Origin of the sequence: Halocola ammonii (genome assembly GCF_049334165.1) — a bacterium.
Lineage (GTDB): Bacteria > Bacteroidota > Bacteroidia > Flavobacteriales_D > Sanyastnellaceae > JBEGHD01.
The window spans coordinates 85476-98299 of record NZ_JBEGHD010000010.1 but is presented as its reverse complement, the minus strand read 5'-3'; the positions used below and the strand labels follow the sequence as shown (position 1 = coordinate 98299).

Here is a 12824-nt window from a genome sequence, read left to right as displayed (position 1 = left end):
CGATTCTCCTATTTTTGAACCGCATGAAATTACTGGTCCGACTCACATCGCTTCTTTCAATTCTGTTTTTTTCGCTAGCACTTTTCCCCGGGTGCGGAAACTCCCCTGTTGATTCCGAAAAGACAGTGTTTCGCTACAACGAGTCCAATGGCATTTCATCGCTCGATCCTGCGTTTTCCAACAATCTCGAAAATATTTGGGGTTGCAATCAGGTCTTTGACGGATTGCTCGAACTCGACAGCACTTTGAAGCCAAAAGGGCTCATCGCCAAGAGCTGGGAAATTGACAGTACTGGCACTCGCTATACCTTTCATCTCAGAAATGACGTGTACTTCCACAACGATGCCTGCTTTCCCGATTCAGTCGGTAGGAGAGTTGTAGCGCAAGATTTCATTTACTCTTTCAATAGGCTTTTGGCTCCCGAAACCGGCTCGCCAGGAGTTTGGGTTTTCGATCAGGTTGACAGAAAAAAGAACGGTGGTTTTGAAGCTCCAAATGACACAACGCTGGTTATTCACCTCAAGCAGCCATTCCCACCATTTTTGGGGATATTGGCGATGCAGTACTGTACAGTGATTCCGAGAGAAGCCATTGAAAAGTACGGAGATGAATTTCGATCACACCCTGTGGGAACAGGACCTTTCAGGTTTGCTTTTTGGATTGAAAATGTCTCTTTGGTTTTGCACAAGAATGAGAGCTTTTGGCAAAAAGATGAAAGTGGTGAAGCCCTGCCATACCTCGATGCGGTGAAGGTGGATTTTGTGAAGGATAAATCAGTCGCCTACCTCAATTTACTCCAGGGAAAATACGACTTCATGTCTGGACTTCATCCGGCCTACAAAGACGAACTGCTCGATCCGATGGGAAATTTGAACCCAGCTTTTGAAGATGTGCTCCGTTTTCAGAAAACACCTTTTCTAAAAACTGACTATCTGGGCATTCTGGTGGACGACAGCCTGAAGTTGTCTAGTGAAAGTGGTTTGAAAGATGTTCGGGTTCGACAAGCACTCAACTATGCAATAGACCGAAAAGAGATGGTGCGTTTTCTCAGAAACAACTCTGTATATCCTGCCAATGCCGGTTTTATTCCACGGGGTTTACAGTCGTTTGAGGGAGAAGTCAGTTATGGTTTCGATCATAATCCCGAAAAAGCAAAACAGCTTCTGAACGAAGCTGGATTTCCCAACGGCCGTGGTTTGGAAACAATTTCTATAGCCACAACGAGCGACTACGTGGACCTCTGCGAATTTATTCAGCACCAGTGGTCGTTGGTAGGAGTGAAGGCAAAAATTGATGTGCTACCTACTTCGACTCACCGCGAGTTTGTGGCAAAGTCAAAGTTGCTCTTATTCCGGAAATCATGGCTCGCAGACTATCCCGATGCGGAGAATTTTTTAAGTCTTTTCTACAGCGAAAACTTTTGCCCGGAAGGGCCGAATTACACGCATTTCTCTAGCTCCAGATTTGATTCACTCTACGAAATATCCCAATCGATCACCGATGAAAAATTGAGAGAGAGCTACTACACCACCATGGATTCACTCGTGATGTCGGAAGCTCCAGTGATTCCTCTTTTTTACGACCAGGTGTCTCATTTTGTGAGAAAAGAGGTAAAAGACCTTGAGACCAACTCGATCAATTTATTAGACTTGAAAAGGGTGAGGAAATAGTTAAAGATATTTCTGAATGTCCATGACCTTGAAATCTGGGGTATTCTCAAATAATTGATCTAGAATCCATTTATGATTCGCCCCAACAATTATTATAATTCTGTCTTCAGTTGTAGATGATTTCAAAACATTTCCCATCATGCGAATATTCCTTTGATAAAATCTCGCTAACCAGTCGGCTCCTACCCAGCTTTCACCTATTCCAACCCTCAGTTCAAGCATATGCATTCTTTGGGCATTTGTAGAGCACAACTCACTAGAATTCATCAAGCGAATTCGGTCATAAAGCGGCAGACTTTTTAGTGTGCTGTCATTGTGAGACCATGTTCTCTTTATTTTTTCCAGGTGTCGGTCGTAGTACCCTGCATCCAAACTATCGGCATAATGAAAAAAGGATGAGAAGGAGAAGTTTTCAAGCGATCCAATAAATTCAGTTTGGTTGTCGAATAAAAAGATTGAGTCATGTCCCATATTCCTGGCCAATCTAAAACCTAACTGATAGATTTCGTTTGGTCGACTCTTTATCTCAAATTCACTCCTCAGATAATCACGATACCGCTGATTGAAAGTTACCGTGGCCTCAGGCTCAACTTCAATAAATATTTTAGTTGGCTGAAACGCACCAAGTGCATCAAGCAATCTTTCTATTTCCTGCTGCGATTCAGAGCTTAACTCATCCGTTTCCATCTCTGAGTCGAAGTGATAAGTACCCACAACTAACACTTCAGATTTGGGAATTCCGTCATAGGTCAAAAACTCATGGGTTTGATTCAAATCAAGGTTCTCCGCACTAATCAAATAGTAGGTGATGCCTACTACGAAGAGCCCAACGAGAGAAACCAAAATTGCTCGATACACACTTTTCATAACGGAGTTGCCATAGCGAGTTTTCGAGATAAAAGATATTCGAAATCAAAGCTTTACGACTCTAATTCGTTCCGTCTCTCTGGCGGCAGTGACTTCCAGGAAGTATAAGCCTGCAGGAAAAAGTGAAAGGTCGAGTTCTATTGATTCTTGATACACGAACTCCTTTGCTTTCATCACTTGTCCATTTCCATTAAATAGCTTTATATCACACTCAGAGTAATTTTCACTTAATAAAATTTTAATAGGTCCATGAGTCGGGTTAGGTGCAGCGGTAAACATTGAGTTTTTTGAACTTTCAAAAACAGAGATAGTCTGCTCCGTCAAACGAACAACATGTAGGTCCTGTGTAGAAAATTGGTCCGCTCCTGAGAAGCCAGTAGCTACAATATCGCCATTGCGGGTTTGAATAACATCCAAAGCAATGTTAATTGTATTTGGCTGGCCCAGGTTTACTTCCCAATCAACTTCTCCCTCTGCACTTGCTTTTGCCACCCAAAAACTGGCGTTTGATGGAGGTCCCAGCCATTTGGTTCCACTTATCAACCAACCATCGTCCTGAGTAGGGAAGATGCTAAACCCTTCAACTCGTAAGTCACCGGGAATAGATTCATTCCACACCAGACTGCCGTCCAGGTCGACTTTCATAAAAAATGCCTCTCCGGAAATCGGAGGTGGATTAAGCGGGTTATTGTCGTAGATTCCCACTGCTACGTATCCGTCATCCGTGGCAGCCACATCCCAGCCCCAATCTACTTGGTCAGAAACGCCAAAGGTCTGAGTCCATATTTCAGTTCCGGCAGAATCAGTTTTTATCAACCAAAGATCTTCTTCTGATCCACTGGCAAAACTTCGGGTACCACCGGTCAAGATGTACCCTCCATCCGGAGAGAGGTCTACACCCAGAGCATTGTCCATTTCAGTGCCACCGAAAGTTTGGTCCCACAAAAGATTGCCTTCGCTATCTGTCTTAAAAAGCCAGGCGTCTGTTTCCCCGGCCCCATAGCTTTCTGTGTATGCAGAAATAATAAAATCACCTTCTGGTGTTAGTTTGATATCGGTGCCCTCATCAGTTTCAGGTCCTCCGTATGAATTTGTCCATAGGATTTCGCCTTCCGAATCCATTTTAAGTAGATACACATCCCGACTAGGAGAGGAGGTGAAGCTACCTGTGGTTCCTACAATAACAAAACTCCCATCCTCAAGCATAATGCTGGCACTGGGAAAATCATTGTTGAATCCTCCGTGAATGACTGACCATATCTCTTCGCCTCCAGAAGTCATTTTGGTAACTGCGATATCCGCCAGCCCACTGGTGTTAGTAGTTGTAGATCCGACAACAATCAACGTGCTGTCCGGAGCTTCCATTACACTGTAGCCCAGGTCGGTTCCTGGGGTGGGAGAGCCATTTTCGAAAACAACTGTTTGTCCCTGACACTGTGGTGCAAGTAGACCTACTAGAATGATTAGGAAAAAGACTTTTTTGAAAGAGAATGTGACTATTGTTTTCATGTTTTTTCGGTTTTTTTATTAGGATCACACGATCAAAGTAGACAGAGATCCATTGTTATTTATGGGTGAAGTTTTCTTAGAAACCTCCACAGAAATACCATGTGCAACTTCATTTTAGGACCAGCTTCCTTGTGAAGGCTGTATTAGACGAAACCCCATTTAGAAAATATATTCCAGGTGCGATCTCATCTTTAAGATTTAGTTCAATCGAGTGATCTCCCGAACGAAATTTTCTTGTTCCAAAATCCTGAACCACCTGTCCTGAAATATTACGTAGAGTGAGAGTTACATAGGTATTGTCGGAGAGATTAGTTGAAAGTGTGAATTTATCATCTACCGGATTTGGGTAAACATTTACACCTTCTGAGATATCTTCTCTGATCTCTGGTATATCCGTGCTTATGCCTGTTGCTTCCACGAGGTTGTAATATTGGTTTACCTCTAGGTTTCCGTAGGCTTCTTCAAGCCCAATTGGCCACTGAACAATCAAAGATTCTATGGCATCTGCATCCTTCAGGCCGAAATGGAGTGGAAGCATGTTTTGACCGCAATAAGAACTCTGCGAAGTAACCTCTCTTATCTGGCTAACCTGCTCACCATCTATTATAGCGGTGATTTCGACACGAGCACCAATTGCCGATCTATTAGACGCTGTGCCAATGCAGTTGACGACTATCCAGCTATTCGGATCGTCTTGTTGGCTGCTTTTGTTTTCGTAGAGTTCATTCGGTTCACCTCCATCAAAACACTTGGCTTTTATCAGGTCCAGGTCTCCATCCAGGTCCATATCACCGAAGGCATTGCCAAAGGTCCATCCCAGGTTCGTCACCGTTTCGTCATCTGTAACTTTTGTGAAGCTTCCGTCACCGTTGTTCAGGTATAGAAAATCGGCAAGCTCGTCACCGTCAGAAAAGGCGTTGCCAACGAACAGGTCCAGGTCTGCATCATTGTCAAAGTCACCCCAGTTTGCTCCAAATGAGAGTCCACCATCCTGGCTTACAACAGATTCTTCCATTGCTGTGAAGGTTTCATCGCCATTGTTCCGGTAAAGCATATTGTTCTGACCGTAGTTACTGACAAATACATCCAAATCTCCGTCATTGTCATAGTCACCCCACGTTCCACTCATTGAGTTACCAGTGTCGTTGGTAAGGTCACCAGCATCCACTGGGGTGAAGTTGAGGAAATTGTCATTTCGATAGAGGATGTTTTGTTCGTTGTCCTCATTAGTAACCAAAATGTCTTCTACACCATCATTGTTAAAGTCTGCCCAGGTGACTGATCTCGATTTTCCCTGGCTAGTAACGAAGGCACCGGTTTCAACTTCTGTAAAAGTGCCGTCTCCTTCATTGAGATAGAAGAAGTTTTTGGTGTTATCATCAGCACTGTTAGTAACGTAGAGATCGACAAAACCATCGAGGTTTGCATCGCCCCAGGCACCTGTTTCGGAATAACTGGGTGTGTTGGTTACCGGGCCATCTGTCACTGGCTCAAGCCAGTTCCACTCCTCGGAGTAGAGGTATAGCAGATTGTCTTCTCCATACCAGTTCGCGACAAAACAACCGAGGTAGCCATCATTTAAAACATCTGCAAAAGTGGCTCCATCGGAAGGGGCTCCATCGGATGTGAATGGTGAAGTTGCAGAAGCTACGTACTCTCCGGTGCCCTCATTGTAGAAATAAAAAGTATTATCCTGACCCGAGCTGGGGCCATTGCTGAAGAAGATGCCTGGCTTTCCTAAGTTGTACGGATCAACCCAATTGGCGCTTCTACTGTCATCTGCCACTTCCGAAAACGGCATGTCAGTCCTCAGTTCGAAAAGTTGGGATCTTGCAGAAAGAGAAGAAATCAGAATTGTAGAAATCAGAATTAAGTTTTTCATTTTTTGTTTTCAAAGTTGAATACTTTCCAACTCAAAATCCAAACTAAATCAATGGAAGACAGGTTGTTGCAATGCTTTTCTTCTTGTGCTTTTTGAAGGGCGATCGTCTTCATATTATCGACATTCGTTGCAGGTTGAGGTAGTTCGTAGCATTCACTTCTGGCTACACATGGAATCCTTTATTTTTATTCCGTGAAAAATTCCAGAAATAAATGGTTGATAATCTATTGGAGTAGTTTCGTTGTGCTGCTCACTGCTATCAATGCTTCTTATCTGGGGCTATGGCTCGGCAACTTTCTGATCAACCTACTTCGGACCCCCACACTGATAGTCATCAGTATCTTGATTTTTAGCTATATCCTCAAGTCTGCAAAATGGCATCCTATATTGAAAGCACTGGCTATTATTTCTTCTCTGGTTATTGCTGGAGTTATGAACCGAGTGCTATTCGGACTATTTATATACCCGCACTATTTTGCAGGGGAATATACTTTTGAATATTTCAATTGGTATAAGATTGCCGGTCAGTTCATTATATACATTGCGGCTATTGGCGGGCACGGAAGTGTAGTCTTTCTTTACGATAGAATACAGTGGCAAAAGAAACACGAGATGCTTCTAAGAGAAAAGAGGTCTGTGCAACTCGACTTTTTGCGTGCTCAGGTGCATCCGCATTTTTTGTTCAACACGCTAAACGGCATCTACAGCGAAGTGATAAAAAAATCCGACAAAGCTGGAGAAATGCTACTTAAGATTAGTGATCTTCTCAGGTTCATGCTTTATGAATGTCAGAATGAACGAATCCAACTTTCAAAAGAAATTGAGCTAATAGACAATTTTATTTCTCTTGAGAAATTGCGCTACGGTAGCCGGCTTGATGTTCGTTTTAATATCGAGAAAGAAAGCTTGCGGAAAGAACTTATTCCACCTTTAGTCTTTTTCGCTTTTGTTGAAAATAGCTTCAAACACGGAGTCGGCAGTCAGGTAGAAGACAGCTTTGTTCATATCGAAATAGGTGAATCAAGCGATCGGCTTGTCTTTAAGATTGTTAACTCATCATTCAGTAGTCAAATTGATTTTAGTGGCCATCAGAAAGGGATCGGGCTAAAAAACATTCGAAATCAGCTTGATCTTATTTTCGATTCAAATTACGAATTGATACAACAAGAGAATCGTGATTTCTTTTCTACTAAATTGACAATTCCCAAACAGCATGGATAATCTCAGGTGCATATTAATTGAGGACGAACAGCCTGCTTCTGAAATTCTCAGAAACTACCTCGGGAATTTTCCGAATTTCACACTGGAAGAACACTTTGTAAATGTTTTTAAAGCTCAGGAATACCTGCACAGGCATAAAGTTGATGTCATCTTTTTGGATATTCAGCTACCGGGAATGTCGGGAATGGATTTTTTGAAAACGCTTGAGCAAAAGCCTCTAATCGTAGTTACAAGTGCTTATGAACAGCACGCTTTAGAAGCCTTCGACCTGGAGGTTTTTGACTACTTGCTAAAACCTTATTCACTCATTCGATTCACCAAAACTATTCAACGAATCTGCCGACATTTTAGGGTTTACGATATATCTGGAGAGGAAGAGGGTTCGCAGTCTATTCACGTCAAAAGTGGGAGAGAGGATTATAAAATCCCTGTTGAGAGTATTCGCTACATTGAAAGTCAGAAAGAATATGTTTTGATAAACCTGAAAGACGGAACTCAGATTTCCACCAGAATGACGATGACTGAAACTCTTCAAAAGCTCCCTGAAGGTGATTTCATGCAGATTCATCGATCATTCATTGTTTCAATCCCATTTATAAAAGCAACCACTTCGACTGAAGTAGTTCTGGGAAATCAAAGGCTTCCAATAGGGCGGGCTTACAAAAAGCTGGTCGAGGAAAGATGGGGGAGATGAGACCTACACCAATACTCAATGGTTTTCGCTTGACACTTGCCGCAATCACCCAGGTTGATTAATTTGCGGAGCTGAATTCAGAAACTCCGCTCATGCTAAAAATAGACACGCACACTCACATAATTCCGAAGCACTTACCCGACTGGACAAAGAAGTTTGGCTATGGCAAGTTCATTTACCTCGATCACCACAAGCCTGGTAAAGCCCGAATGATGCAGGGAGAGCGTTTTTTTAGAGAGATTGCAGAAAATTGCTGGGATCCGGAAGTGAGAATTGAGGAGTACGCCAAATATGGTACGCAAGTGCAGGTTGTCTGCACCATTCCGGTGATGTTTAGTTACTGGGCGAATCCTGACGATGCGCTTCAAGTGGCGAAGTTTCTCAACGATGATCTTGCCGAACTGACCAACAAGTATCCTAAAAACTATGTAGGCCTTGCCACACTTCCGATGCAGGATATCGACCTGGCTATCGAAGAACTTCACCGATGCAAAAAGGAACTGGGACTCAAAGGAATTCAGGTTGGGTCGAATATCAACAATCAAAATCTAAACGAGCCGCATTTCTTTCCACTCTGGGAAGCTTGCGAAGAACTCGGCATGGCAGTGATGGTTCACCCATGGGAGATGATGGGTAAATCGGACATGGAACGCTACTGGCTTCCGTGGCTTGTTGGTATGCCGGCAGAAACTTCCAGAGCAATTTGTTCGCTCATTTTTGGTGGAGTACTCGAACGCCTCCCTAAGTTGAGGTGGATGTTTTCTCACGCCAGCGGTTCTTTTCTGGCCACGATTGGTAGGGTAGAGCACGGTTTCAACTGCCGTCCAGATCTGGTTGCCATCGACAATCCCGTGAACCCGCGCGAGTACCTTGGTAAGTTTTGGGTGGATTGTATCACACACGATCCGAAAATGCTCGAGTACGTGCTCGATCTGCAAGGTGCCGACAAGGTTTGCCTAGGAACGGATTATCCATTTCCATTGGGGGATCTCGAACACGGTAAGTTCATCGAAGAAATGGGACTTCCCGAAGAGACGGTAGAAGACATTTTCTGCAATTCAGCTTTGGGTTGGTTGGATATGAAGAAAGAGGATTTCGAATAGATAAATTTTAGACTACCTTTTGAATTAAAGTTCTTTCTTCAAAACGATTTCCAAAAAAGTTTCGTGGCTAAAAAAAATGAGAAAATGGCCAGACTCAAGCAGATCATTATTTCAATCTGAGAAATAGCAGGCTTTAATACGATTGAAGTCAATCGATTACTGTTGAAAAGACAATCCATTGGAAAATCTCTCTTGAGCACTCCGTGTTCATTGATATTGGTAAAAAAGGGTACAATCCAAAAAATTGGTATCGCTAAAAATGCGAAGGTTTTAAGGATAAAGCTTTTGGACATTGACTTAAACATGAACACAAGATTCTCTTTCAAAACATTAAAAATACGTTTTCTCAATAGCATATGTCAGTGAATTCCTCACTATCTTGTAGGTGATTTACCAAATTAATTTCGCAGAGCAACCATTTTTCAACTCGCGTTGTTCTTACACAGACATCCAATGTGAATGGCAGACCTTAAGGAAATAATAGAAGGAGTAAAGAAGAAGAAGCGGAAGTATCAGGATCTGCTCTACGCCAAATATTCGGGCATGCTGTTCGGTATTTGTCTGCGCTACACCAAAAACAGGTTTGAAGCAGAAGACGTGATGCAGGAGGGGTTTGTGAAGATTTACAAAAACATTGGAATGTATTCGCAAAACAAGAGCTTCGAAGGGTGGATTAGGCGAATAATGATTAACACAGCGATTACGAACTATCGCAAAAATCAAAAACACGCCTATCACGAGGATGTCACCGAAATTCCCTCTACAGGCCATGAAGTGGATGTTCCATTTCAGTCTGATTTTACGGAAGAGGAATTGATGAATGTGATAAATGACCTTCCACCCGGGTATAAAATGGTTTTTAACCTTTATGTAATTGAAGGCTACAAACACAAAGAAATTGCTGACATGATGGATATTGACATCAACACGTCTAAGTCCCAACTGTCAAGAGCAAAGAAATATTTACAACGCGAACTGAAAGAACTAAGCAAGATAAATCTGTAACGAATGGATAGCAGAGAACAACAAATGACAGAAATGTTTCAGGGGCTGAAGAACTACTCTCAGCAGCCTCCTGCAAGTGTCTACAAAGGAATTCGGAAGAAACTCTGGTGGTCGGAGTTTATGAGCTTTAGCCTGGCTTCACTCAATGTTTATTACGTTGGACTCATAGTGGCCGGTGCTACAGGTGCTGCGATTTATGCCACTCCAGCTCAAAATTCAACCACTGGTGATTTTTCAAATCGCACTCTCAATGATGCAAAACTGCAGCGATCAGTGGTTCAGTCAGCCATAATTAGTCAGGATGAAGTTGCTGAAGAAGCTGCAAGCTTCACACACACTCAAGAGCAAATGGCTTCAGAATCTCAATCCAGTGAAGGTGATCTTCAGTCACAGGAAGTGGCTGCAAGTACTACAACAGCTAATGAAGAGCAAGCCAACCAGGAAGAGTTGGTAGAGAAAAGAGCAAATTCTGAAGAAAGTTTAGAAGAAACGCCAAAACTCGAAGTTGAGCAGCCTGTTGAAGTTGCGGAAGTCCCAATGAAACGCATTGAGCCAAACTCGACAGAGAGTATCGAGTCACTTCCTTTCGACAGAGCGTCTTACATAATTCTGCCAAACTTGCTCGAACAAATTAAAGATCCTAAGAGCACCAGCATCACAATTACTTTGAAAGAAAAAAGAGAAGTGGAAAAAGAGAAATGATCTTTTGTTTGTCTGTCGCATCGCATAAGTTTTATTTTTAGCCCAAACTGGAAGCATTGCGATGGGATCGGTAAAAAGAATGAAATATAAGAGAAGCAGTAATCAGTTTAGATTGCTGCTTCTTTGTGTTTTAACATTTTCCTTTTCAAGCTTGCAGGCCTTTTCAACAGACACTCTTATAGTCGATGGCAAAAAAGTCATAATCAACAGAGTCATTGAATACGACACTGTGAGTGTCAACAATACCCGCGAACCTTCAGAAATTAAACGGCCGAAGCAGGGAATTCCGTGGCTGCTTGGGGTTGAAGGGGGAGCATTTGCTACGAGCACCATTTTGGAGAGCGATCTCAACAATCTGAGAACCGTGGACGATATGATTGGCAGAGAGTTGAGGTTTGACGTGAATCCAGGAGCTCTTTTTTACGGTGGCCTCATACTCAGCGATCAGTGGTCAGTAATGGTTGGGCTGGGAGCAAAAAACATTACCGCAACCTACTCCCACTTCAACACCGATCAACTCGATGATAGTCTTTACAGGTTCGAGTCTTTCGAAGACGGAGAGCTTTCCCAAATAACCCGCTACGACTTTGGTGAGCTGGGAGCGGAGCTTGATACCCTGAGTATATCTCTATCAGAGCGAGAAATAGAACTTCGCTATCTCGAGGTACCTTTGCTTTTTAACTTCTCACCTTCTCTGCCAAAATCCAGACTCTGGAAGCTCGATTTTCAGTTTGGCCTTCAAGCGCAATTTCTTTACAGCACTTCAACATCTGATCTAATCCTGTTGAACAAAGAAGCTGATCTTGAGACAGTTCCTGAGTCGGGCCAGAGATTTACAAAAACGCTCTTTGGAGTTCAGGCAGCTGGCGGGGTGAATCGTAAGTTGGCATCCAACTTTTACGGCTACGCCAGGATTCATCTGCAGTTACCCCTCAATAGCCCCACCGATCCGGTAAGTAGAGTGCAACTCAATTTCTATCAGGCAGGTCTTCAGCTCGGACTTCGATATCAATTCGAGCCGTAAGAAGCCAACTTTTCTGAACTGACCATTCCTCAAAAGTTTGTATCTTGGCCACTGTGAAAGCAAAGAGCCTACTTTTTCTAATTCTAGTTGCAGTGTCAACCGCACAAGTTACTGCTCAAACGGAAAACCTTGTATACAACGGTGGGTTTGAGTACTACTTTGGGCTACCTCAAAACCTCGGTGACTGGGGCAATTGCGATGGTTGGACCAATGCGGGAAGCGACACTTCCACACCCGATTATTTTCACGAAGGTGGCAGTATGGCTGCCGATTTGCCCGAAACTCCTGTAGCTATTGTGCAGCCCTACTCTGGGAAAGGAATCATGGGGTTTACCGCTGCCAAGTACTCTGAGCCAGATTTTCGCGAGTACATCACAAACGAGCTTACCACAGCTTTGCAGCAAGGTGAGCAGTACAAAATGACTTTTTTTATCACCAATGGTTCTGTTACCACCTCTTCTAATTGCGGTGCAGGAGTTTCCAAACTGGGAGTTTCTTTTACCAGCAGCGCTCCTGATCAGGCATGGAATCAGGTGCTGGACGCTCAGTGCCTCTTTGAGCTAGACACTGTTTTTTACAGTAAAGAGTGGACAGAGATCGAGTTCGTGTTTACCGCTCCTTCAAATGCTCAGTTTTTCACAATAGGAGTCTTTGAAACAGATGAAGACATCGATATGGATAGAGTGGAAAATACTTCTGCCAACGTGGCTTATTATTTTGTTGACGAATTTAAAATCGAGCGATTTAATCCATTGTCCGCTGTGGAAGACCTGACCGATATTGGCCGTGCTGATCCACCACAAGAAGATGACAGTGAATTGCCGAATGACGAGGTGTATTCAGATGACTCGAGATTTTTTATCCCAAACGCATTCACACCTGATGGCGATGGCGTGAACGAGGTTTTCAAGCCGCATTCTCCAGAGATGGAAGATTACACCTTTGAGGTTTTTGATCGCTGGGGCTCTTCCATTTTTTCAAACGGTAGTGCAAACCACGGCTGGGACGGAAGAGATAACAACGGCAACTTTGCCGAGTGTGGAGTTTATATCTGGAAGCTCTACTACGAAGATGAATCTGAAGACGGTAAGCCTGTCCTGAGAACCCTCAGCGGAACTGTCAATCTGCTTCGTTAAACAAAAGCGAT

At 43.2% G+C, this 12824-nt stretch carries 11 protein-coding genes; 8 read left to right on the top strand and 3 right to left on the bottom strand.

Annotated features, from left to right (window positions below; all coding sequences use genetic code 11):
• Positions 1-23 precede the first annotated feature (23 nt).
• Positions 24-1670, top strand: a complete 1647-nt coding sequence (locus tag ABHV44_RS11415) for an ABC transporter substrate-binding protein (RefSeq protein WP_459074824.1) — start codon at positions 24-26, stop codon at positions 1668-1670.
• On the opposite strand, the gene ABHV44_RS11410 is transcribed toward ABHV44_RS11415, so the two are convergent.
• The 3 genes from ABHV44_RS11410 to ABHV44_RS11400 form a co-directional block, all read right to left on the bottom strand.
• Positions 1671-2537, bottom strand: coding sequence for a DUF5694 domain-containing protein (locus ABHV44_RS11410; protein WP_459074823.1), 867 nt, complete (start codon positions 2535-2537; stop codon positions 1671-1673). It lies immediately after the preceding gene.
• Positions 2538-2582: 45 nt separating this feature from the next.
• Entirely contained in the window at positions 2583-4046 is a 1464-nt protein-coding gene (locus ABHV44_RS11405) for a T9SS type A sorting domain-containing protein (protein WP_459074822.1), read from the bottom strand.
• A gap of 109 nt (positions 4047-4155) precedes the next feature.
• A complete protein-coding gene (locus ABHV44_RS11400) occupies positions 4156-5928 on the bottom strand; it encodes an FG-GAP-like repeat-containing protein (RefSeq protein WP_459074821.1) in 1773 nt (590 codons plus the stop codon).
• Positions 5929-6120: 192 nt separating this feature from the next.
• Between ABHV44_RS11400 and ABHV44_RS11395 the strand changes: the two genes are divergently transcribed.
• The 7 genes from ABHV44_RS11395 (at position 6121) to ABHV44_RS11365 (ending at position 12813) form a co-directional block, all read left to right on the top strand.
• Positions 6121-7149: a sensor histidine kinase gene (locus ABHV44_RS11395; protein WP_459074820.1), complete on the top strand. Its 1029-nt coding sequence runs from the start codon at positions 6121-6123 to the stop codon at positions 7147-7149.
• Positions 7142-7843, top strand: a complete 702-nt coding sequence (locus tag ABHV44_RS11390) for a LytR/AlgR family response regulator transcription factor (RefSeq protein ID WP_459074819.1) — start codon at positions 7142-7144, stop codon at positions 7841-7843. The genes ABHV44_RS11395 and ABHV44_RS11390 overlap by 8 nt, the downstream gene beginning before the upstream one ends.
• A 92-nt stretch (positions 7844-7935) precedes the next feature.
• Positions 7936-8946 (top strand): amidohydrolase family protein, encoded by a 1011-nt coding sequence (locus ABHV44_RS11385; protein WP_459074818.1) that lies wholly within the window; start codon positions 7936-7938, stop codon positions 8944-8946.
• 459 nt (positions 8947-9405) lie between these two features.
• Positions 9406-9951, top strand: coding sequence for an RNA polymerase sigma factor (locus ABHV44_RS11380; RefSeq protein WP_459074817.1), 546 nt, complete (start codon positions 9406-9408; stop codon positions 9949-9951).
• Positions 9952-9954: 3 nt separating this feature from the next.
• Entirely contained in the window at positions 9955-10653 is a 699-nt protein-coding gene (locus ABHV44_RS11375) for a hypothetical protein (RefSeq protein ID WP_459074816.1), read from the top strand.
• Between the two features lie 79 nt (positions 10654-10732).
• Positions 10733-11677 carry a hypothetical protein gene (locus tag ABHV44_RS11370; RefSeq protein WP_459074815.1) on the top strand — a complete coding sequence of 315 codons (945 nt, stop codon included), beginning with the start codon at positions 10733-10735 and terminating at the stop codon, positions 11675-11677.
• 92 nt (positions 11678-11769) lie between these two features.
• Complete coding sequence (locus tag ABHV44_RS11365) at positions 11770-12813, top strand: T9SS type B sorting domain-containing protein (RefSeq protein WP_459074814.1); 1044 nt, start codon at positions 11770-11772, stop codon at positions 12811-12813.
• Positions 12814-12824 lie beyond the last annotated feature (11 nt).

What these genes read in the sequence shown, in the direction of transcription:
- ABHV44_RS11410 (WP_459074823.1), bottom strand. Translation starts at nt 2,537, where the DNA reads ATGAAAAGTGTGTATCGAGCAATTTTGGTTTCTCTCGTTGGGCTCTTC.
- ABHV44_RS11385 (WP_459074818.1), top strand. Translation starts at nt 7,936, where the DNA reads ATGCTAAAAATAGACACGCACACTCACATAATTCCGAAGCACTTACCC.
- ABHV44_RS11415 (WP_459074824.1), top strand. Translation starts at nt 24, where the DNA reads ATGAAATTACTGGTCCGACTCACATCGCTTCTTTCAATTCTGTTTTTT.
- ABHV44_RS11400 (WP_459074821.1), bottom strand. Translation starts at nt 5,928, where the DNA reads ATGAAAAACTTAATTCTGATTTCTACAATTCTGATTTCTTCTCTTTCT.
- ABHV44_RS11380 (WP_459074817.1), top strand. Translation starts at nt 9,406, where the DNA reads ATGGCAGACCTTAAGGAAATAATAGAAGGAGTAAAGAAGAAGAAGCGG.
- ABHV44_RS11405 (WP_459074822.1), bottom strand. Translation starts at nt 4,046, where the DNA reads ATGAAAACAATAGTCACATTCTCTTTCAAAAAAGTCTTTTTCCTAATC.
- ABHV44_RS11375 (WP_459074816.1), top strand. Translation starts at nt 9,955, where the DNA reads ATGGATAGCAGAGAACAACAAATGACAGAAATGTTTCAGGGGCTGAAG.
- ABHV44_RS11390 (WP_459074819.1), top strand. Translation starts at nt 7,142, where the DNA reads ATGGATAATCTCAGGTGCATATTAATTGAGGACGAACAGCCTGCTTCT.
- ABHV44_RS11370 (WP_459074815.1), top strand. Translation starts at nt 10,733, where the DNA reads ATGAAATATAAGAGAAGCAGTAATCAGTTTAGATTGCTGCTTCTTTGT.